Origin of the sequence: Paracoccus binzhouensis (genome assembly GCF_016446475.1) — a bacterium.
In the GTDB taxonomy this organism is placed as follows: Bacteria; Pseudomonadota; Alphaproteobacteria; order Rhodobacterales; family Rhodobacteraceae; genus Paracoccus; species Paracoccus binzhouensis.
The window spans coordinates 20,418-42,213 of record NZ_JAEHFP010000005.1 but is presented as its reverse complement, the minus strand read 5'-3'; the positions used below and the strand labels follow the sequence as shown (position 1 = coordinate 42,213).

The following is a 21,796-nucleotide window of genomic DNA, read 5'->3' as shown; positions in this document are numbered from 1 at the left end:
ATGTCACCCCCGATCCGCGATTTCGGTGAGCGGCCAACGGTCGGCGAGGCTCTCGAAAATTGCCTTGCCGGCCTCGCCCACAGGCACGAACAACCGCAGCTTCCAGGAGATGATCTCGCCGAACAGGCCGCGCGCCTTCAGGGCATCGACCACGCCTGAGGTGAAGCCGGTGAGTTCGATGCGGCTCTCGTTCATCACGCGCACGCGGCGTAGAACCAGGCCATCGGCGAGATGGGCCGTGACCTTGCCTTCGTTGATCAGGCCCCAGGCGTCCCCGGTGGAGAGCTTCGGCGCCTCCATGCCGATATTGCGGCAGAACGCTTCCACCTCGATGGGCGTCAGCATGCGGCCGATGATGCGTTCGCCATCGTCGGTTTGCAGCCGGTAAACGCGGGCGTTGCTCTCCGGAAGACGCCGCCAGATCGGCAGCAGCAGGCCGGTGACGAGATGGAACGTGCTCGTCGAGAATTCCGGAATCCCGGCGATCTCCTTTTCCCATGCGGCGATAAATTCTTGCCTCTCCGCTTCCTTCCAGTGCGTGGCGGCGAAGTCATCGACGCTCATCGTGTCGCGCTGCATGGGGCGCAACAACCGGACGCGGCGTTCCACGCTGCCGTCATCGAGCATCAGGCTCGGCGCGGACGTCTTGACGGCGGCGCGGCCGGAGCGCTCATTGACGAGCAATCGCCCGTCTTCGATGGTGATCGCCTCTTCCGCCGTCATGGGGCGGTTGCGATCGCGCCGCTCGATCGTGAACAGCCGCGTCTCAGCGCCGCTGTCGTGCCGCCAGACGGTGCGCCGGTCGGTGACGATCAGGCTTTCGGCGCGGATGGTTTCCAGGCCGATATCGTGGACACCCGCTGCAATCGCCGCCTCGATGCGGGCGTTCAAAATCTCCTCGAACGCCGCGAACAGCGTGTTCTGCATGGCGATGGGCAGCGCCAGCAGCCGGTTGAGGAAGGTCGTGATCGGCGGCAATTCCTCCTTCATGTTGCCGCCCTCGAAGGTCAGCGTCAGGCCGGTCATTTCCTCGAACTGAGTCAACGAACAGCCGTGAATGGCGCCCTGCGCCAGCCAGTAATAGAACTGCCTGAGCGCCGCGCGGGCCTGATCGCCTTCGAGATTGTCCTCGGCGCGGAACAGCCCTTGGCCGCCAGTCTGGCGCTGCCCGCGCGTGATGGCGCCAAGGGTATCGAGGCGGCGGGCAATCGTCGAAAGAAAGCGCTTCTCGGCCTTCACGTCCGTGGCGATGGGGCGGAACAGCGGCGGCTGCGCCTGATTGGTGCGGTTGGAACGGCCGAGTCCCTGGATGGCGGTGTCGGCCTTCCATCCCGCTTCGAGCAGGTAATGGACGCGCAGGCGCTGATTTTTCGCGCCCCGGTCGGCATGGTAGGAACGGCCCGTCCCGCCGGCGTCCGAGAAGATCAGGATGCGCTTGTCGTCATCCATGAAGGCCTGCGTCTCGGCGAGATTGGCCGAGGGCGGACGATTTTCGACACAAAGCCGATCGCCCTTGCGCACGATCCGCCGTGACCGTCCCGTCACTTCCGCTACCTTGTCTGTCCCGAAGCGTTGAATGATCTGGTCGAGCGCGCCGGGCACGGGATCGAGCGAGGCGAGGCGTTCGATCATCCGGTCACGCGCCGCCAGCGCCTCCCTGCATTGGATCGGGTTGCCCTCGGCATCGAATGCGGGGCGCGAGCGCAGATTGCCGTCCTCGTCGGTGTAAGGCTCATAGAGCTGCGTCGGGAAGGCGTGCTGCAAATAGGTGAGGATCACGTCGCGGGGCGACAGATCGACGTTCAGGTCCACCCATTCCTCGGCTGGAATCTCGGACAGGCGGCGGTCGAGGATCGCCTCACCGGTAGAGACCAGTTGCACGATGGCGGCATGTCCCGCCGCTATATCCGCCTCGATGGATTTGATGAGCGTGGCGGTCTTCAGCCCCGAAAGCAGCGCGGCGAAGAAACGTTGCTTGGCGCCCTCGAACACCGACAGGGCAGCGGACTTCGCCTGGCCGTTGAGGGTTTTTCGTTCGCCGGTGACGTTCGAGGCTTCGAGGGCGGCATTCAGGTTGGAGTGAATCACCTGAAACGCTTCAGCATAGGCGTCGTAAGTTTCCACCTGCGCCGGGGTGAGATTGTGGTCGACGATCTCGACCTCGACGCCCTCATAGGACAGCGACCGCGCCGTGTAGAGGCCGAGGGCCTTCATGTCGCGGCTCATCACCTCCATGGCCGCGACCCCGCCGGCCTCGACCGCCTGCACAAACTCGGCTCGATTGGCGAAAGGGAAATCCTCGCCGCCCCACAGGCCCAGCCGCTCGGCATAGGCGAGGTTGCGCACGTCCGTGGCGCCGGTGGCGGAGACATAGACGATACGGGCATCCGGCAAGGCGCGCTGCAGGCGCAGCCCAGCGCGGCCCTGCTGAGAGGGGAGTTGCTCACCGCGCTCACCCTTGCTGCCGGCGGCGTTGGCCATGGCATGGGCTTCGTCGAAAACGATCACGCCGTCGAAGCCGTCTCCCAGCCAGTCGATGACTTGGCGCAGGCGCGGCTCGTTGCGCAGGGTGGCGTAGGTCACGAACAGCACCCCTTCCGACAACCGGACAGGCGTGCCCTGCTTGAAGCGAGACAGGGGCTGGACGAGCAGTTGCTCCATGCCCAGCGCCGACCAGTCGCGCCGGGCATCCTCGATCAGCTTGTCGGATTTCGAGATCCACAGCGCCTTCCGGCGGCCCTTGATCCAGTTGTCGAGGATGATGCCGGCGACCTGTCGGCCCTTGCCGCAGCCGGTGCCGTCGCCCAGGAACCAGCCGCGGCGGAAACGCACAGCATTCTCGGCGCCTTCCGGAGCGGCATGGATATTGTCGAAGGTCTCATCGACCGTCCACGATCCGGCGAGATGCCGGGAATGCGCATCGCTGGCATAGATGACGCTCTCAAGCTGGGCGTCGGAGAGGATGCCACTCTTTAATATATGCACCGGAAGATGCGGCCGATAGGAAGGGTGCGGCGGCGCCACCGAGGCCATAGCCGCCGACTGCACCAGCTTCGTAGGATGCGGCTTGGCGCCTGGGATATGGATCGATTGCAGGGCGTAGCCCTCGTAGAGCGCGTCGGTCAGGTCGGCGCCCTGGGCCGGCTTCCATTCGATGGGCTCATAGGTGAGCTCGACAGCATCGGGCGACGCAGAAATGACAGGCTGCGGCCTGCGCGCGATTGGCGCGACCTCGCGCGCAACAGCGGGCTTCGCCGCTGTCCCGAGCCCGATCTCGACGTCTACAGCCAAACGAGGCGGCACATGTTCGATGACGCGGGCGAGCAATTCGGCGGCGTTCTCCGCGCGCGGCGAAACCGGCGGCGAAGCCGTTTCAAGCGACTTGTCGATGACGGTGAGGCGCGTGTCGAAGGTGGTTCCGTGCTTGTGGTAGACGGAGCCGCCCACGACGCAGGTGAAGCGCACCGCGCCATTGAGCCGGTCATAGGGAAAATTGTGTCCGGTGATGGCGACCAGGCGACCACCCTCGGGCAGCCGCGCCAACGCCGAGCGCACGTGATGGAAGTCCGCGTCGGAGACGCGCCCCTGCACGTGGAGCGCCGCCGAGAAGGGCGGGTTCATGAGAACGACCGACGGCGCAATATCGTCCGCCAGCCGGTCATCGATGCTGGCAGCGTCATGCGTGGTAACCAGGCTGTCCGGGAACAGTCGCCGCAGGAGCGCAGCCCGCGTCTCGGCGATCTCGTTGAGCGCCAGCCGCGCGCCCATAATCTCGGCGAATACGGCAAGCATCCCCGTGCCGGCCGACGGCTCCAGCAGCGCGTCGTCGCCGGTGAGGCCCGCCGCGATGCCGGCCGCATAAGCAAGGGGCATGGGTGTGCTGAACTGCTGGAACTCCTCGGACTCCTGCGTGCGCCGGGTGTGGGTGGGAAGAAGCCCGGCGATGCGGGACAGCATGGCGAGCTGTGCGGCGGGCGAGCCCGCCTTCTCCCGCATGGCGCGACCATATTTGCGGAGGAACAGCACCTGCGCGGCTTCGCAAGCTTCATATGCGGCTTTCCAGGTCCAGCAGCCCTCGGCGTCCGAACCGCCGAACGCCTCCTCCATCGCCTGCCGCAGGACGCGGGCCTCGATGAGAAGGCCGCGTTCGAGACCGGTGAGAATGCGCTCCGCCGCCTTGAGGATGCAGGCGGCCTCCTCTTCGGGCGCACGGAGGGGTGCGGCGGCCGTCACCGCCGCCGCTGGCGTCATCAGATTCATGAGATTGCTCCGGGATTGAGGTTTCAGGAAAAGGCCGGGGCAGGCTCTCTCTCGCCCGCTCCCGGCCCACCCTCATCCCGGCCTGCTCTCACTCTGGCGGGAGGTAAGCCTCGTAGGGATTCCCCTCTGCCAGATGGCCGAAGGGGGTGAAGAGGTATTCGCCGCCGTTGCGGCCGACGGCGCATATGACGTAACGCGGCGCGCCGGATTCGGCGTCTGAACACTCCATCAGCGCCAGGTCGTCGTTTTCGGCGGCGCGCATGAGGGTCTGGAAATTGGCGCGGATGTGGTCAGGGATCATGACGCCGCCCTCCGCGCGATGGTCGCGTCAGCGACGGTGGGGCCGTCGCAGAGCGCGTGGCGATCGGGATCGATGACGAAGCCGAATTTGCCGCGCCGGTCATATTCGGCATCCGGCACGGGATAGCGGCGCTTCTCCCGATCAGACTTGCCCCATTCCCCGCGCTTGCCGCCAAGAGTGGCAATGCATTCCACCGTGCCGGGATGCTGGTCCGACCTGATGGCGCTGATCACCACCCAGTCTTGCGCATGGCATTCGTGGAAAAGGCGCTGGTCCTTGATGTGGGATGCGCCGGGGGCGAGGGTTTCGCCGGTGACCGCCTCATATTCATCCGGGCACCAATCCTTGAGTGTCTGGATTGCGGCCTCCTGCTGCTCCTCAGTGAAGCATTCGCGAAAGGCGAAGGCGACCTTGGCCCAGGCGCAGTCCTCCTCGAACCAGCCGCCGGGCTCACGCAAGGCGGGATGCATCTGCGCCAGGCGTTCGGCGAAAAGCTTGAAGCCGCCATGGGACGGCGTGCCGTAGAAGACGATGCCCTCGGCGTATTCGCGGGCGTAGTCGGCGACGCCCCAGGGCGTGTGGACGGGGCGTTCGTTTAGAAAAGTCATGCGTTCGCGTTGCACGTGACGTCTCCAGAAAAAGCGAAGCCCGGCCAGTCTTTCGACTTGCGCGGGCTGACGCCGCGCGGGGCCGGGCTTCATGTGGATGGGATTGACGGGAACAGCCGGAGCGATCACTCGGCGGCGGTGAGGAACTCCGGCAGATCGGCAGCCGGCCCTCCCTGGGCCTGATCGTCCGGTTCGGCCTCAGCGCCTTCACCGGCAACCGAAGCTGTCTCGACGCCGGGCGTACGCAGCGGCTCGGGCAGCCAGCCGGTATCGGTGAGAAGCCGCTCGGCCTGTTCGGCCATGTCGGACTTCTTCAGCCCTTCGATGAGCTCCGCCATGCCGACGCCCTTTGCCTCGGTGACCGCCTCGAGGATGCGGGCCTTCGGCACGCGATTGAGGTAGTTCTCCACCGTCGGCTTCCACCCGGCCGCGGTCATGTCGAGCGAAACCGCGCAGGCGAGCTGGTCAGCATGATGCCGGCGTCCCTGTGTCCGATTCCACGGCTCATGCACCGCGTTGACGGTGAGCGAGACGCAATGGGCGAAGAGCGCCATGCGGCTGTCGTGGTCGAAATCGCAGAGGAACTCCCAGAGCAGGTCCGGCTCGTCGGGAAGCTGCTTCTCCCAATTCGCGTGCCGCTCATCGATGGCCTTCGCCGACTGGCTTTCCTTCAGCCCCGGCCCCTGAACGGTCGGCGTCGGGCTTTCGGCGCGAATCTCCAGGCAACTCGCCGTCGGATAACGCCAGAAGGTCTGAAGAACGAGGGCATGCAGCGCGGCGAGGAAGGCGATGTCCGGATCGCCCGCCAATGCATCGCGCAGGGCGAGCGTCCGGTGCGCTGTCAGTTCCATGACCAGGCGCTCGGACAGCGGCTTCAGGCCGTCTTCCTCACCATCCGCGTCGGCGTCGGAGGAACTCGTGTTCGTCGGCTTCTGACTGGATGCGAAATGCGCGCCTTCGACGGAACTTGGCGATGCTGCATCGATATCGCCTCTTGTTTCGCCAGCATCACCCCCGTCGTCCGCGATCGGGGCTTCGTCCTCGGGTCGGACATAGCCGCGCTCGACCTTCAGCCGGCCGTCGCCGTCGATGGAGACGAAGGAGCCGCCGCGCGCCACCTCTTCGGGGTCGTAGCGGACCGGCCGCTCCTCGAAGGCGTCGAGTGCCGCCTCGATCTCGGCGAGGCGCCGGTCGATCTCTTCAGGCAGATCCTCGTCGCTTTCTTGGAAATAGCGCTGCTCGATCTCCTCGAGCTCCGACCGCAGGGCTTCGCGGCGGGAGTGCTCCTCATTGGACAGCGGCTCCATTTCGCCCATGACGCGGCGCAGGCCGGCGGTGTGGCCATAGGGGAAGTCCGGAGCGACCTCGATCCACTTCCAGCCTTCGGCCTTGATCGCCTCGGCCTCGGCCGCGAGCTTCTCGGTGACAAGCTGCTCCAGCAACGCCACATCCTGGAGCCAGCCTTCGTCATTCTGCGAGAACAGGTCGCGCAGCACGATGCCGCCGGCTTCCTCATAGGCCGCGAGCCCGACGAAGCGGGCACGCTTGTCGGTGGCGCGGACGGTGTTCTCGGTCAGCAGCTTGCGGATGTAATAGGGCTCCTTGTTGTAGCCGCGCCGCACGGTATCCCAGACCTGTTCTTGCCGGGCAGGATCGTCGGAAATCGTGAAGGCCATCAGTTGCTCCAGCGATATGCCGTCATCGGCATAGACTTCCAACAGCCCGGGCGACACGCTAGCGAGCTTCAGTCGCTGCTTGACGATCTGCGGCGTCACGAAGAAGCGGGCGGCGATCTCTTCCTCGCCGAGCCCCTGCTCCTTGAGCGACTGGAAGGCGCGGAATTGATCCAACGGGTGGAGCGATACGCGCTGGCAGTTTTCTGCCAGCGAATCCTCTTCCAGAATGCCGTCGTCGCGCACGATGCAGGGGATTGGGGCATTCCTCGCCAGCCGCTTCTGCTTGACCAGCAGCTCCAGCGCCCGGTAGCGCCGTCCGCCGGCCTGCACCTCGTATCTGTCGGTGGGCTGACCGCCTTCGCCGATCACCGCCCGCACGCTCAGGGACTGCAACAGCGTGCGCCGGGCGATGTCCTCGGCCAGTTCCTCGATCGATACGCCGGCCCGCACCCGCCGGACGTTGCGGCTCGACAGCACCAGTTTGTCGAACGGAATATCCCGGGACTGGGAGAGGGAGATTTTCTTAGGCGTTGCCATGTCGGTTCTCCGTGACGAGCCGGAGAAAGCCTCTCTTTCGCCTGACAAGCTCGTCACGAAGATACCCACTTCCCTCTCCCTCTCAGGCCGCCGCCCCCGCCGCTTCCTCCAGGTCGAGGTTGTAGACCTCAGCCCCGGCCGCGGCGTATGCCCGCGCCACCTCGATCAGCGGCGCATAAGAGAACGCGCCCCATGGCTCAGGGTCGGGCGCACCGCCCACGCAGATCATCGGCCCGGATATGGCGAGCCTGGCCACCTTGTCGAAGTCGACGCAGCGGCTGTCGATCACCGGAAGTCCGGCGGCGATGGCCTGCAGTTTCACGGTGTCGCAATCGTAGCCGGACAGACTGCTCTGGCCGCCATACTCATTCAGGTAGTGCAGACTGAACCCTCCGCGGCCGAGCTTCAGATGGCCGCCCGGCGTGGCGAGGGCCTTGGCGATGTCGGCACTGTAATCGCGATCGCGCATCGATGTTCTCCCGCGACGGGCGGCCCGGAACCGTTCCGGACCTGAAAACCCGTCACGGGCAAAACGGCCGCTCTCGAACTTGTCGAGAGCGGCCGTTTCGGCGATCAGGCAGAACAGGTCACACGCCGCACATGCCGTCGCATTCGTCGGCGAAGAGGTCGAGCTGTCCCTTGTCCGCCGGCGTATCGAGATCGACCTCGTCGAGCGGCACGCAGGAGCGATGGAGATACACCTCGCCGCGCAGATTGCGGAAGCCGGTGCGGATCAGCCGGTCGATGGCGACAGCATCGGCGAAGCCGTCCGAATCCTCGTCGCGCATCTGCCGCCACATGACGTCGGAATGATACGGACATCCGATGCAGGCGCTCTTGGGCGGCATGGGATAGCCGTGCCGTTCCAGCCAGCGCAGGCAGTCGCGGCGCGTCATGCCCAGTTCGATGAGCGGCCAGCGGTTTACCTGCCAGGGTTCAAAGGACATTTTCATACGCACGATCTCGTCCAGGGAGATACCGATCCACTGTTCCACGACGGGGCAGTCCGGCGAGCGCTTGCCCGCGAGCCCGACCAGCTCACGCACCTTGCGGCGGATCGGCACGATCTTCAGCTCCTTGGTGCACTGCCGGCGGATCATGCCGACCTTGCCCGATGCGGATTTGGTGAATGCGGGGATCGAAGCCCAGCGCTCGCCCTGCGCGCCGCGGACCAGCCCGTCGCGGATGTTGCCGGCGGTCACGATATGCACCGGGAACGGCAGGACATTCGGCGACCGCAGCCAAGCGAGATGCTCATAGACGGCCTTCGGCTCCCAGCCGGTGTCGGCGAAGATGGCGCAGTCGGGCATCGGGCCGATCTCACCGTGGGCGGCCATCAGTGCGAGGGTGGTGGACTGGACGCCGGCGCCGAGCGAAAGCGCGCGCAGCCTGATGGTGGCGGTATCGACCGGCGGAGGAAACAGCGCGTTCATGGCTGCCCTCCCGCCTGCTGCCGGCGCCGCCATTCGGCGGGCGGATCGAAGGTTCCGTCCCAGATGCCGCGGCGCAGAAACCGGGCCGTGCCCTCGTCGCTTGTGTAGTTGTAGAGGCGATTGGCGTCGCGATTGGCGACGGCCCAGCCGTTCTTCGCCACCCAGCTACTGATGTCGTCGCCACCGGCATAGCAAACAGATACGAAGCGGCCATGGGCATCGCGCGTCGTTCCCTGCCAGACCTCGCAATTGACCTTCCGGCCTTTGAGAAATTTGGCGAGCGCGGCGGCGGCCTCTCTGCCGCAAGGCCATTCCGCGCTGTCGCGACGGCGGCAGCGCTGGTCGATCTCCACGGCATCGACGCCGTAGAGGCGATGCTTCTCGCCGCCCACTTCGATTGTATCGGCGTCGATCACATTGGCCGGGCCGGAATGCTCCTCGTCGAGCGCGGGCCAGAAGGACAGACAGGCGAAAAATACAATGCCGATGACGGCGGACAGGCGGACGAACTGGAACATGGGAGGTCTCCTCACGGGTTGCGGGCGGGCCGGCTCTCTCTTGCCGGCTTCAGCCCTTCATCCGTCAGAAGCCTCCCTTTCCCTCTGCCGCCCGCCCCAGAAGTCTCAGGTAGCCGCCGCTGATCATCTCCTCGGCCTCGCGGACAAGCCGCTGCATGCGGGAGCGGTAACCGGACTCCCAGAGCTCGTGCGCCGCCGTCTCCCCGAAGATCGCCGCCGCCACCTGCCGCCGGCTTGCGCCCGCCATTTCTCCGTCCCAGGCGCGCAGCATCATCGCCCAGCGCTTGGCCCGGCGCTCCGGCGGAAAGAGGCCGCGCGGCAGACGGCCGAGGCGGCAAAGCCCGCACAGCCGTTGCAGCGCCGGAACCTTCGCCTCCGTGTGCCGGAGACCCGACAGCAGGTAGCGGAAGCACACCGGGCCATCGAGAACACTGCCTGCCGTCACCATCAGTTGGAGATGGCGAAAGCCATCGCTGAAAAGCACGTGCTCGGATCCGCCGCAGCACAACACAGTCGCCAGTGACGCAAAGCATCGGATGTCGAAGGCGTCGGTGTGGCCGGGTGCAATGGGCTGCGCTTCCACGACGAGCACCGATGGATTGAGATCGGGCAGCCAAAAGACGTCCGTAGCCGGTAGGGCAACGCCAGTGGTGAAAGAAGACGCCCCAGTGTTCGAACGGCCCCGGATTCTGGATACGGAGGATTCGGGGCTGAGCGGCCTTCAGCCGGGGCTCGGTGGCGGACGGACGGAGTGGAGGCGACACCTGTGGCAGCCCACCGGCAGCCGTGGCGAAGTCGGGATTGCGCTTGAGCCACTCCCAGGCCCAACCGGCCCGGTCCAGGTCGATGAGGGGTTTGTAACTTTCGGGATCGCGCCAGTCGGCGCGCGGACTTATGCCGGGGACGGTCTTCTCCTTGGACATGGGGCTTGTCTCCTCCCATGAGGCCACCCGGCCGTAGCGGACGCGGCGCGGCCATTTGACGATCTGTCGCTCAGCACCTGGGACAAGCCGCCTCCTGCCAGGTCGATGTCACTGGCGGGAGGGCGCCGACGACATCGATTACTATCGATAGTTGAGACACGGGTTGGCTTCCGTGTTTTCGCGGCGTCTTTCAGGAAATCGTTACAATATTCGCAACGCCAGACCTGCAAACTACAGAATTTTATTAAAGTACAAATGAATTCGGGCAGAGAAACCGAAACTGGAGATTGCCACAGTTGCGCCGCCCTCATCACAAAGTTGTCACAGGATCATCTATTTTGAAACACACACTCTACCGGGAATGGAACTTGTTAAAGGCCGGCAACCTGCTATCGGCCGAGATATCAATTTTCAGGCGATGGAGATTGCGTCATGGCCGAAACCACTCTGGTCGATTTCACGTCGGAAATTGCGTCCCCGGTACTGTCCGTCACGCGGCGCATCGCCCGCAACGGCATTGTCGTTAGCCGATGCGATATCCCGATCAATCCCGGGACACAGATCGTCACGGCACAGTTCGCCCTTTTCATGCATGAAAGCGAACCGCTGGATCTCATCTGCCGTTTGCCTGAAAGCCGCCGCACCGAGAAATACCCTGTTGCTGCAGGACACTTTCATCTGAGCCCGGCCGATCGGGCCACTCATGTCGGCTGGACGGCCGACAAGCAGTCCTTCGTCATTGCCATGGAAAATAGCTTCATCGAACGCACAATCGGCAACGCCTTCGACGGGCGCGTGCCCGAGATCAGAGGTAGAGCGGCGCTCCGCGACCCGGCGGTCGAGGAGCTGATAGCCTGCCTCAGGCGCAGCTTGATCGACGATAGCCGCTGCGGCGGGCTCTGCCTGGACCTCGTCGGCACCTCGCTCGCTCTGCGCTTGTTCGAGACCTATGGCGAAAACGGTAGGCCGCCGCCATCGATCAGGGGCGGTCTCGGCGCCTCGCGCCGAAGGCGGATCATCGACTTCATCGAGGCGCATCTGGACGAAGATATCGGGCTCGCAGCGCTCGCCGCGGAAGCGGGACTCAGCCCACACCATTTCGGCAAGGCGTTCAAGGCGACGTTTGGAAAGCCGCCCTGCCGCTACATCACCGAGCGGCGGATTCAGAAGGCGAAGGAGATGCTGCTGTCGGACCGCGCGTCGATCACGGACATCGCGCTCGCTCTCCGCTTTTCCAGCCACAGCCATTTCACGGACGTGTTCCGCAAGATGACGGGGACGACGCCTTCTCTGTTCCGCAAGAATTGCGCCTGACCGGAGACATTGATCGACATATGCCCGCAGGCCTCCGGCGCCATTCCGTATTATGATGGATCGAGCAGCGCCTCGCACCCGAAGCCCGGAGGCAGCCCGAACGGATGCCATGGATGTGCAAGGTTTGGAGGACGGGCACATGGCCAAACTCGATCCCGAGATCGCCGACGAGGTGCCGTGGGCGGACAAAACCACGTCCTATGATGAGGACCATTTCATCACCTATCTGCGCCTGCTCGACGCTGAGGCTGAAGGCGCCGACTGGCGCGAGGTCGCCGGCATCGTCCTGCATCGCGATCCGGACGCGGAGCCTCACCGCGCTCGCCGCTGCTGGGAGACGCATCTGAAGCGCGCCCGTTGGATGACCGAGCACGGCTACCGGCATCTGCTCGATGCGGCGCGGGACGGATAATACAACTCAGCAAATGGCCGTTGGCTTCAGACTAACTGTCCGGATTTGCGGAGAGTATTGGTCGCGTCGTTGATGGTATGGAAGAGATTAAAGCCAACGCGCTTTCGACGGCTGAAGCAGCTCTCATCTATGCAGTCCAGCCTGGAACGATACAGCGAATACTGCTGGCCGAGAAATAAGTCGGTCAGCGATCGCTACTATCAAGGATGTCACATGCGGCTAAGAGTTGCTGTGAGTAGGCGTTCGCTGTCGCGCGCACCCAGTCGCGACGCACCATGACTGCGAAGACCAACATGTGGGCCAGAGTAAACAAAGCAGCGGCCCAAGTCGGCTTGTCGATCACCTGCAAAGTTGAGGTGACGCTTTCCGTTGAAAAGATCACGACCGTCGTCAGTACGACCGTAATGAGTAGTCCATCTACAACAAGCGCCAGAGGCTTGAGTGCCCAGATATTCCGGCGGAACCCGTAATTGATGTTTTCCTCGAAGATCAGGCGAAAGCGCTCGCGATCCCTGGTTTGAGCGAGCAGCCAAGCAGTAGCACTCTCATACCCATCATCGGCGTTGGTCGGTGAACTCTCCTCCTCCTCCGGCGACGCGAGCTTCAGGTCCGGAACTCGACGTTCGAGGAACGCACGATACCGCTCTCTGGTCGCCTTCGAGAGGTAGGAGTCACGATGTCGCAGCATCGCGACGGAAGGCTTACCGTCCCACGCTTTGAAAAGCATCGGCTCAAGCGCTTTGCCACGATCTCTGCCAAGCTGAGTCAGCCACATCGCACCGCCGCAATACACCACCACGCCGACAGCAGCACCCCAAGACGACTGAATTTCCGGGACCAGCAACACCGATGCAACCAATATGGGTAACAGCGTGAGGAGCGCAGGTTGAAGCCGGGCTTTACGGTTGTAGGGATCGCTGATGAGCGTTTCGAGGTTGAACATTCATGCGCCTCCCTTGGCCACGCCCGCAGAATCGGCGAGAAGCGCATGGAATCCGGTCGGTGTGTGGATGAGAAGAACGGCCGGCGTCAGACGTGCGATTGAGACAGCTGTTGCGGTCGCACGATCTGTCAGAGATGGGCCACTCGCTGAAAGATGACTGTGCCAGGTTCCAAGGCAAAAGAGTGACCAACCCACCCCTTCGGAGTACGATGTCAGCTTCTGGCGCAGACCCTTCGTTCCGAGCACAAACTCGTTCGGCGAGCGATGGCTATCTTCAGGCGCGTCCAGGACGTCAACGACGTGGAACGTGTGGGACGCTTCTGAAACCCGGCCGACGAGTACGCCCCCGGTTTCCGACGTCGGCCAACGCGCTGTCTCTTCCTGGATCTTCGCCAGTGCACGCGGATGGACGTGAACGCGCCATGCTTCTCCATTGGTCGTGCTGACTTCGGCAACGGGTGAAACGAGATGAACATGCCACACGAGACCGAGCCCGTCGTCGGAGAGCCGTCCTATGAGGACCTCGCCACCATTCTCCGGTAGCCCCTCGCGCTGTCGCCGCAGTAAATACTCGGACATGCCAGCCGCGAAAAGCGAAAGCCGCCCATCGGACATTGCCATTGTCATGGAGCCGCAGCCCTGGCCTAACGTTTGCCGCGACGCCGCGGCATTGTCTCCGAAAACGGCACCTGCCGCCGCCAGGTCCTCATGGAGGAGGGCATAGCTTTCTGCCATCAAGTCGCCCGTGTTTGGGTTTCGTCCTGGTCCTTCTGCGGTGATGATTCCGATAAGCCCGCCCGCGAACAAAGAGGTCTCGACCACGCGAGTTGGAAGCAGATTGCTGGAGGCCAGTGCGTCGCGCACAACCAGTGATGCCGTGGCATTCACGACCGCCCAGGACCGCTTTGACCAAGCCCGGCGCACCTGCTCCCTGGAACTGAGGATGCTTGCCACGTTGGCGACCACAGATACCGCCTCTTGTTGGAGGCCTTTCAACGCATCGCACAACAGTCTGGCCTTGGCATCCATCCAAAGGATTTGCATGTCTCCTGTGGTGGGAATGAGGGCGTGCCTTGCAGCGTTGTGGGGAGCCATCGACGACTTGTCGATGACGACCTCAGGTCCATTTCCGGCCCGTGCGAGATGAAGCGCCAGCTTGGAGCCTAAACTGCCAGCCCCGATCAGGGTCCACGGCGGACGCTCGGAGGTCGCTGCGCCACCGGCCATCTGAGCCAGAAGGGCACGGCTCACGGCGTGACGATGCGCGGCAGGCCGTGTTGGCGTTGCCTCGCCCTCGGCAAATAGATTGGGCGACCGAATGTCCACGACATAGGGACACAGTTCGATTGGACTTTGACTGCCGATCACGTTGCACGGGCGGCGCGCCAACAGAACGACAGCCAGCGGGAATGGCCCGCCGGTATAACCTGACAAGCATCTCTTCAGCCAATTGAGCGCGGTATCGAGTTCGCGGGCGCACCCGTATAGCTCCGCACGTTGCTTCAGTTCCGCGACCGTAGTAACCGTCTCGGGCAGGTATACATCGCTAATGGCCAGCTTGCCCGACGGCAGTTTTCCCGGCCAGACTACAAGACCCAGCGAACGGCCTCGGCGCAACGTATTTGCCGCCGTTGGCGTTTCCCCGAATAGCCTCGGGACGGCGTCAGTGTTCAGTTTGGGGCTGACACCCGAGATGTGACCGTGGATGACGCTGGAGCCATTGGCCTCCATCCTCAAATAGTCCAGCTCAAAGAAGCGGTAACCACCCTTACGGTCAACCAGCCGCCGGAGCCCTTCGGCGTCGGCGACGAGATCGTCCGCAAAGCTATCGCGCCGAACGGGCTCCCAGCCTTGCTTCGGATCGATGAGCGTACCCAGCGCCGCGCGCTCCAGCCAGACGGCCGTCTGATTGAGGATACCGGCCAGGCCTTCGTGGTGGAGCAGCTCAGCCAAGTCGCCATCGTAGAGGCAGGGCACGGGGCGTCCATCGGTCAACCATGGCTGCATATGCGGGAGGTTGCGGTTGAAGTCCCGGCGCAGCGAAACCTCTGGCGCCTCAAGCGGGAATCCACACGGAAAGGCTATGCGCACAACCTCTTGGAGCTTCACCCCTGATGGGCTTTCCCCTGCCCGCCGCCAGCTGTTCGGCAGGTTGACGTCGAACGTCACATCCACGACCACCGTGCCGCCCCCATCCACGAGAGATGGCGTGCCGACATGGAAAACGGCGGGATGGGCGGACACCAGAGCCAGCGCGCGCAGGATGGTGTCGCTGAGTCGGATGTCCGCCATCGGTTTCAGCCGTGAGCCAGGGGCTGTCCGCCGATCACGCCGGAGCTGAGGACGGTCGCCGCCTTCATGAGCTTCGTCTTCAGCCGCGGACCATCCTTGCCGATCTCGAACTCCATCACGTCGGGGGATTTCTCCGAAGGGTGTTCGCCCACACACTTGAACGTGCCATTCACGCCATCCGCGATGGCCACGTATTCCCGCTTGGCGCGGATGCAAGGCGGGTCGCTATCGTCGTCTTTGATGGGCTTGCTGCTGGCGACGATCGTCGCACCGTCGCGGGCCTGAGACAGCGCATTTCGCGCGTCCTCACAGACCTCCGCGTCCTCGCCCATCTCACTCCAACTGTCATGCGACAGGCTGTGCCACGAGCAATGGTGAGGCGTCTGCAGGATGTCGTAGGACAGCCAGTCCGACCGCCAGGAGTGCCGCTGCCAGAGCCGTTCCCAAATGGCGACTTCCGCATCCCCGCCAGTCAGGAACCGGCACCTGTCCCCGACCTGATCGCCAGCCAAAGAAAACTGGAGGATCGTGCTGGACTGGTTCTTGGACAGCGCCTCTTCTTCCTCGTCGTCATCGGTCTTGGGAAGCGGCGCCAGAAGCCGTGCCGTCATCGACCAGTCGTACTGGCCGTTGATGCGCGAGAAGGTTTCGTCCCCGCGCACGAGAATCGCCGTCAGGTCGTCGGTCTTGCCGTTTTCGTCCTCTCCAAGGATGAGGATGCGATCACCGTCGCCGACAATGCCGCCAACGTCACGGAACTTCTGAACGCGGCGCCGGGCCTCGGTGTTGAACGCTTTCGCATCGTCGCACAGCACGTTATTGCGCGACGCGCGGCGGAACACCATCGGCGACGACCACATCTCGCGGATGAAGATCTTATCGTCCTTCTTCGACCATTCATCGGGCGGGCCGAGGTGGAAATGCTTCCGCAGGCCAGTACAGTGATCCTTGTCGGGATGGCTGAGAAGCAGCGCGTCCAAATACAGCCTGCCATCAGCGTCCCGTTCGAGACGCTCCCTGAGCATGCTAGCGACGTCCGGCGTATCGTCGTCAGAGTCATCGGCGGCAGCCCGAATGTTGAGATCAATCAGTATCTTGCGGCCGGAGTCGGTCTCGATGAGCGTCATGTCGCCGTTACCGACCGGGAACAGGGTGATCTTCGATGCCATTGCGGCCTCCTAACAAGGTGTGCCGACGCCGAGACCGTGAGTCGGCCCTTGAATCGTCAGCCAAATTAACATAAAAACTATATCGGCAGCGTTTCGCTGTCAATAGCGTTACTATACTGATCGGAGCACACATGTCAGTTGGCGACCCAGAACTGCGATGGGGAGTGGAGCAAAGGCTTGAATTCATTGAATTCAGGCTGTTCTGGGAGGGAGGTATAAATCGGGCCGACATCACGGGCTTCTTCGGCGTGTCAGTGCCCCAGGCATCAAAGGACCTCACCCAGTATCAGGAATTGGCGCCCGAAAACGTGCGATATGACCGCAGCCAGAAGCGATACTTCGCCACCGATTCGTTCAAACCCCGCTTCCTGAAGCCCGACGCAGATCGGTACCTCGCTCAGTTGACCTTCGCGGTTGACCCGATCCTGCACGGGGAGCGGACTTGGCTTGCCAGACTGCCGAGCGTTGACACCATGCCGGTGCCGCATCGCCGTGTGGACGTGCCGGTCTTGCGCATGATCCTAGCTGCCGTGAGAGACGCGACCTCGGTGGAGGTCCTGTACCAGTCAATGAACGAGCTCCGGCCCGCACCCATCTGGCGTCGCATCACGCCTCATGCCTTCGGCAGCGACGGATTCCGTTGGCACGTCAGAGCCTTCTGTCACATAGATCGTAAGTTCAAGGATTTCCTGATCTCCAGATGCCTTGAGGCACGCGCCGCTGATCAACCCGGTGCAAGACCGGAAGATGACAAGCACTGGAATGAGTTTTTTGAAGTGACACTTTCGCCCAATCCGAACATCGGTGAGAATCAACGCAGGGTCATCGCGCAAGACTACGGCATGCGCGATGACAGTGTGGCGATCCCTGTGCGGCGAGCACTGCTGTATTACTTCCGAAAGCGATTGCGTCTGGATGTAGCGGACATTCTCGACGATCCGCACGAGACGCCCGTTGTTGTCACCAATCGCGCCGAATTCGACGCGGCCCTGGCCGAGGCCATGAGATGACGACGGAATTCGTCGGCACGAATGGCGGGGATGGAAAAATTGTGAAAGAGGGAAAACGATGCTGACCGGCGCAATCCGAAATCAGGTCGATAGTATCTGGAATGACTTCTGGGCTGGCGGCGTTGCCAATCCACTCTCTGTAATCGAGCAGATTACCTACCTGCTGTTCATTAAACGGCTCGACGATCTCCATACCCTCGAAGAGCGCAAGAGCCAGACGCTCAAGATTCCGATGGAGCGCCGCATCTTCCCCGATGGAAGAGACGAAAAGGGACGCTCCTACGACGATCTTCGCTGGTCGCGCTTCAAGAATTTTGAGCCTCGCGAGATGATGGAAGTAGTGGATGAACATGTCTTCCCATTCCTGCGCGCGCTGAACGGCACCCAATCCAGCTACGGCAAGCTGATGCGCGATGCGCGCCTTGGTTTCTCGAACCCGGCGCTTCTGGCCAAGGTGGTCGAGAAACTTGACCGAATCCCGATGGAGGATCGGGACACCAAGGGCGATGTTTATGAGTTCATGCTCGCGAAGATCGCGAGCGCCGGTCAGAACGGCCAGTTCCGCACGCCGCGCCACATTATTCGGCTGATGGTCGAGTTGACGGAGCCGAAGCCGACCGACGTGATCTGTGATCCGGCCGCCGGCACCTGTGGCTTCCTAGTTGCCGCGGGCGAGTACCTTCGCGAGAAGCACCCCGAACTGATGCGTGATGCGTCGCTGCGGAAGCATTTCCACGAAAGTATGTTCCACGGTTTCGATTTCGACACCACAATGCTGCGCATCGGCGCGATGAACATGACGCTGCACGGCGTCGAGAATCCGAATGTCACCTATCGCGACAGTCTGGCCGAGGACCATGCCGAGGATGCAGGCGCCTATTCTCTGGTTCTGGCCAACCCGCCTTTCGCCGGATCGCTCGACTACGAAGCGACCGCCAAGGACCTGCAGAAGATCGTAAAGACCAAGAAGACGGAGTTGCTGTTCATTGCGCTCTTCCTGCGTCTCCTCAAGACCGGCGGTCGGGCGGCGGTGATCGTACCCGATGGCGTGCTGTTCGGTTCATCCAAAGCACATAAGGAAATCCGGCGCATGCTGGTGGAGGAGCACAAGCTCGACGCCGTGATAAAACTGCCCTCCGGCGTGTTTCGCCCCTATGCCGGGGTTTCAACGGCAATCCTGGTCTTCACCAAGACCGGCGTCGGCGGCACGGATCATGTCTGGTTCTATGACATTCAGGCCGACGGCTATTCGCTGGACGATAAGCGGACGACATTGTTGCCCGATGAGAAGCTCGGCCCGGTACCCGGCGAGCCGTTGACGGATGAGGAGCACGAAAAAAATAATCTGCCCGACCTGCTGATGCGCTGGGAAGAGCGCGGCGACAATGAGCGCAGCAACGCTCGCACAGCCCAGAGCTTCTGCGTCTCCAAGGTCGATATCGCAGCGGCGGGATACGACCTTTCTCTCAATCGCTACAAGGAAGTAGAGCATACACAGGTGGAGTGCGATCCTCCCGCCAAGATCATCGCCGAGCTACGTACCATCGAGGCAGCGATTTCTGAAGGCATGGACAAACTGGAGGGGATGTTGGGATGACGGCGTGGCCAACAGTATACCTCCACGAAGTCGCTATGATCGATCGCACAGGTGTAGCGCCCTCCGACATCGCCGACGGCACACTCTATGTAGGTTTGGAGCACATAGAATCCGGCGGCCGACTGCTCGATATCAAGCCCGTCGCGAATGGCGATCTCGCCAGTTCCAAGTTCCGCTTTACGCCGAAACACGTCTTGTATGGCAAGCTTCGGCCTTACCTCGCCAAGATTGCAACCCCGGACTTCAGTGGTGTTTGCAGCACTGACATTCTTCCCATCATGCCGGGCGCAAGATTGGATCGGTCTTATCTGACGCACTTCCTGCGTCAACCATCGATGGTTGATTATGCGACCTCGCGCTCCGAAGGTGCAAATCTTCCGCGCCTGAGCCCCAAGGCTCTGGCTGAGTTCGAAATCCCGCTCCCCCCGCTCGACGAGCAGCGGCGGATTGCGGCGATCCTCGACCAAGCCGATGCCTTACGCCGTGCCCGTAATAGGGCCACTGAGCTGTTAGACAATCTATCCGTGTCGCTATTTTATGAAGCTTTTGTACTGGGGGAAAGATCTACATGGCCAATGGTAAGTGTAGATGACATAGCCACGGACATTCGCACTGGTCCATTTGGCAGTCAGTTGCTGCATTCCGAGTTTGTTGATGACGGGGTGGCGGTATTGGGAATCGACAATGCCGTGACAAACGAGTTTGCATGGGATCGGCGGCGGTTTATCACTCCGGAGAAGTATCAGAAGCTAAGAAGGTTTACCGTCCGCCCAGGCGACGTATTGATCACCATTATGGGCACCTGCGGCCGCTGTGCCGTCGTGCCAGAGGACATTCCCACCGCAATCAACACGAAACATCTGTGCTGCATTACGCTAGATCGAAGTAAAGCGCTGCCGGGTTTCCTTCAAGCGGCTTTCTTGAATCATCCTGACATATTGAAACAGCTTGGTGTTCAAGCGAAAGGTGCGGTGATGCCGGGCTTGAATATGGGCATCATCAAATCTTTATCATTGCGACTTCCGCCGCTGGATATTCAGAGTGATTTCGTTGGCAAGCTGGCCGCGGCGAAAGAACTACAATCGATTTTTCGGAGAAGCGATGAGGCGTTGGCCGGATTGTTTGCTTCTCTACGGCAGCGCGCGTTTCGACGGGAGCTGTCCTGATGAGTTCTCTTCCTCTCCTCTCGGATCGCCAGCTTGAAAGTATCGCTCGGCTTCTGGGGGATTGTGCTACGGGGGGTGCCATTTCGCAGGTACTGAATAGCTTGAGCCTTACGGATACGTCCGGGGAGAGCACAAAGTGGCGTCGAATCTATAGGACGTTCAGCCACTATCAAATACATGACCGAGCGCCCAGCAAGCTGATTGACTTCGTTCGCACCTTGCTTGACCCAGCTGCCTATGTCGATCGCCCGGATGAGTTCGAAAATGTAAGGCAGCAGTTGAATGCGATCCTTGTGTTTTCTGGATTGGAGTACGGAAAGGACGGGAAGTTCAGACGCACTGCTGCGGTGAGTACGATTGATGAGGCACATCAGCGTGCGCAGACCATTCAAGCGAAGTTCCGTGGCCGTCGAATTCATAGTGAGGTTGTGAAATACTGTAAGCCGGAGCTTCTCCAAGACAATTATTTCCATGCTGTCTTTGAGGCGACCAAGGGGCTTGCGCAGCGCATTCGGGAATTGTCCGGAGCGGATGGAGATGGGGTGATACTGGTGGACAGGGTGTTCTCTGTGGAACGGCCGGTTCTTGCACTCAACACGCTCCAGACGGAAACAGAACGGTCAGAACACAAGGGTTTCGCATCACTGATGAAGGGATGCTTTGCGGCTGTTCGAAACCCCTTGGCCCACGAACCAAAACTCCTTTGGAAGGGCGAGGGCGATGCTGCCGACTATCTGTCGTTGATATCCCTTCTGCATCGTAAGCTGGATGACTGCGTGAAGACCGGACTCGGGGGGAGATAATGCGGGGTGAAATCATCGGGGTCTGGTCGGAAACATGGCGTGAAATCTGGTCGAAACTGGCCAAGCATCCCGACGCGCCGGAAGACCTGTTCTGCGAACTTTACCGGGAACTCGTTGGGGCATTCGAGACCGCCCCCGACGTGACAACGCTTGCTGATATTGTTGATCAACCCGACCAAGCTCGTTCAGCGTTTCGCAAGACGAAGGCCACCGCCTTCCGGGGCGAGCTTGCGCTCCTGGATTTCATGGAGCGCGCGCATGGCATCGCTGCCGACCTTGGTGGTGATCCGCTTGCCAACCGCTACTTCCTGCTGATCGAGGCCTTTCTCGAAAAATACAGCCTGCGCTACGACCTGCGCCGCCCCTTCAGTCTCAATCCGACGCTGACCGGCGTGTTCGCTCGGTTGATCCGCGACTTGAAGGAAGCGACGTCCCGCGATGCCGATCTCCATCCGCTGATGGTCGAGTTTGAAGAAGCTGTCCGCGACCTTCGTGCTGATCGATCTCCGGGGCGCATAAAAACCTGCATCCAGAAACAGGTGAACTTGCTGGAGGCCATTGGTCAGCGCTGTCCAGGTGTCAATGCCAATACGCTTGGCCAGATTTGTGACCAAGTTGGTACATGGCCTCACAACAAGGTCAAGGATGCGATGAAGGAGATGTATCGCTTTGCATCTGATTATCCTGGTATTCGGCATGGCGGAAATGCAAACAATCGTATTCGGGAAATAGAAATGCGTGATCTTGTAAGCGTTACTGTATTGCTTGCCGGATTCACGCCATATCTAACCGATCTTCTTAATTCAGAAAGCATCTATCGGGGCGCGTAAGGGG

The 21,796-nt window shown here is 61.9% G+C and carries 18 protein-coding genes and 1 pseudogene; 7 read left to right on the top strand and 12 right to left on the bottom strand.

Translation table 11 applies throughout. From position 1 onward, the window contains the following. Positions 1-3 precede the first annotated feature (3 nt). From I9P22_RS02970 to I9P22_RS25020, 9 genes and pseudogenes are all read right to left on the bottom strand, one after another. Positions 4-4,260 (bottom strand): strawberry notch-like NTP hydrolase domain-containing protein, encoded by a 4,257-nt coding sequence (locus I9P22_RS02970; protein WP_199257908.1) that lies wholly within the window; start codon positions 4,258-4,260, stop codon positions 4-6. Between the two features lie 88 nt (positions 4,261-4,348). Next, entirely contained in the window at positions 4,349-4,561 is a 213-nt protein-coding gene (locus I9P22_RS02965) for a DUF6117 family protein (RefSeq protein ID WP_199257907.1), read from the bottom strand. Continuing rightward, positions 4,558-5,262 (bottom strand): DUF7007 domain-containing protein, encoded by a 705-nt coding sequence (locus I9P22_RS02960; protein ID WP_199257906.1) that lies wholly within the window; start codon positions 5,260-5,262, stop codon positions 4,558-4,560. Before I9P22_RS02960 ends, I9P22_RS02965 begins: the two co-directional genes overlap by 4 nt. 32 nt (positions 5,263-5,294) lie before the next feature. After that, positions 5,295-7,382 carry a ParB/RepB/Spo0J family partition protein gene (locus I9P22_RS02955; RefSeq protein ID WP_199257905.1) on the bottom strand — a complete coding sequence of 696 codons (2,088 nt, stop codon included), beginning with the start codon at positions 7,380-7,382 and terminating at the stop codon, positions 5,295-5,297. An 82-nt stretch (positions 7,383-7,464) separates the two neighbouring features. Beyond that, entirely contained in the window at positions 7,465-7,851 is a 387-nt protein-coding gene (locus I9P22_RS02950) for a hypothetical protein (RefSeq protein ID WP_199257904.1), read from the bottom strand. Between the two features lie 118 nt (positions 7,852-7,969). Beyond that, on the bottom strand, positions 7,970-8,815 hold the full coding sequence (locus I9P22_RS02945; protein WP_199257903.1) for an adenine nucleotide alpha hydrolase family protein: 846 nt from the start codon (positions 8,813-8,815) through the stop codon (positions 7,970-7,972). Continuing rightward, complete coding sequence (locus I9P22_RS02940) at positions 8,812-9,333, bottom strand: thermonuclease family protein (protein WP_199257902.1); 522 nt, start codon at positions 9,331-9,333, stop codon at positions 8,812-8,814. Before I9P22_RS02940 ends, I9P22_RS02945 begins: the two co-directional genes overlap by 4 nt. 64 nt (positions 9,334-9,397) lie before the next feature. Next, entirely contained in the window at positions 9,398-9,916 is a 519-nt protein-coding gene (locus I9P22_RS02935; RefSeq protein ID WP_199257901.1) for a DUF2285 domain-containing protein, read from the bottom strand. 193 nt (positions 9,917-10,109) lie between these two features. Further along, a pseudogene (locus I9P22_RS25020) lies at positions 10,110-10,256 on the bottom strand (transcriptional regulator domain-containing protein); the annotation flags it as partial. Between the two features lie 432 nt (positions 10,257-10,688). Between I9P22_RS25020 and I9P22_RS02930 the strand changes: the two are divergent. Both I9P22_RS02930 and I9P22_RS02925 read left to right on the top strand, forming a co-directional pair. Beyond that, on the top strand, positions 10,689-11,570 hold the full coding sequence (locus tag I9P22_RS02930) for a helix-turn-helix domain-containing protein (protein ID WP_199257900.1): 882 nt from the start codon (positions 10,689-10,691) through the stop codon (positions 11,568-11,570). A 139-nt stretch (positions 11,571-11,709) separates the two neighbouring features. Next, positions 11,710-11,982, top strand: coding sequence for a DNA -binding domain-containing protein (locus I9P22_RS02925; RefSeq protein WP_199257899.1), 273 nt, complete (start codon positions 11,710-11,712; stop codon positions 11,980-11,982). A 184-nt stretch (positions 11,983-12,166) separates the two neighbouring features. Here the strand turns inward: I9P22_RS02925 and I9P22_RS02920 are convergent, their stop codons facing one another. The 3 genes from I9P22_RS02920 to I9P22_RS02910 are packed head-to-tail and all read right to left on the bottom strand — an operon-like array spanning position 12,167 to position 16,386. Then, complete coding sequence (locus tag I9P22_RS02920) at positions 12,167-12,925, bottom strand: hypothetical protein (RefSeq protein WP_199257898.1); 759 nt, start codon at positions 12,923-12,925, stop codon at positions 12,167-12,169. Then, the gene (locus I9P22_RS02915) at positions 12,926-15,217 is read right to left on the bottom strand and encodes a Mov34/MPN/PAD-1 family protein (protein ID WP_199257897.1); all 2,292 of its coding nucleotides are present in this window, start codon (positions 15,215-15,217) and stop codon (positions 12,926-12,928) included. It abuts the gene before it with no gap. Positions 15,218-15,222: 5 nt separating this feature from the next. Continuing rightward, positions 15,223-16,386 (bottom strand): ComEC/Rec2 family competence protein, encoded by a 1,164-nt coding sequence (locus tag I9P22_RS02910; protein WP_199257896.1) that lies wholly within the window; start codon positions 16,384-16,386, stop codon positions 15,223-15,225. A gap of 131 nt (positions 16,387-16,517) precedes the next feature. Between I9P22_RS02910 and I9P22_RS02905 the strand changes: the two genes are divergently transcribed. Genes I9P22_RS02905 through I9P22_RS02885 form a run of 5 tightly spaced genes read left to right on the top strand, consistent with a single transcriptional unit; the run spans position 16,518 to position 21,792 of the window. Continuing rightward, positions 16,518-17,396, top strand: a complete 879-nt coding sequence (locus I9P22_RS02905; RefSeq protein WP_199257895.1) for a WYL domain-containing protein — start codon at positions 16,518-16,520, stop codon at positions 17,394-17,396. Between the two features lie 58 nt (positions 17,397-17,454). Further along, complete coding sequence (locus I9P22_RS02900; protein ID WP_199257894.1) at positions 17,455-18,993, top strand: type I restriction-modification system subunit M; 1,539 nt, start codon at positions 17,455-17,457, stop codon at positions 18,991-18,993. 35 nt (positions 18,994-19,028) lie between these two features. Continuing rightward, complete coding sequence (locus I9P22_RS02895) at positions 19,029-20,159, top strand: restriction endonuclease subunit S (RefSeq protein WP_199257893.1); 1,131 nt, start codon at positions 19,029-19,031, stop codon at positions 20,157-20,159. Then, the gene (locus I9P22_RS02890; protein WP_199257892.1) at positions 20,159-20,962 is read left to right on the top strand and encodes a TIGR02391 family protein; all 804 of its coding nucleotides are present in this window, start codon (positions 20,159-20,161) and stop codon (positions 20,960-20,962) included. The genes I9P22_RS02895 and I9P22_RS02890 overlap by 1 nt, the downstream gene beginning before the upstream one ends. After that, entirely contained in the window at positions 20,962-21,792 is an 831-nt protein-coding gene (locus I9P22_RS02885; RefSeq protein WP_199257891.1) for a hypothetical protein, read from the top strand. Before I9P22_RS02890 ends, I9P22_RS02885 begins: the two co-directional genes overlap by 1 nt. The last annotated feature ends 4 nt before the right edge of the window (positions 21,793-21,796 follow it).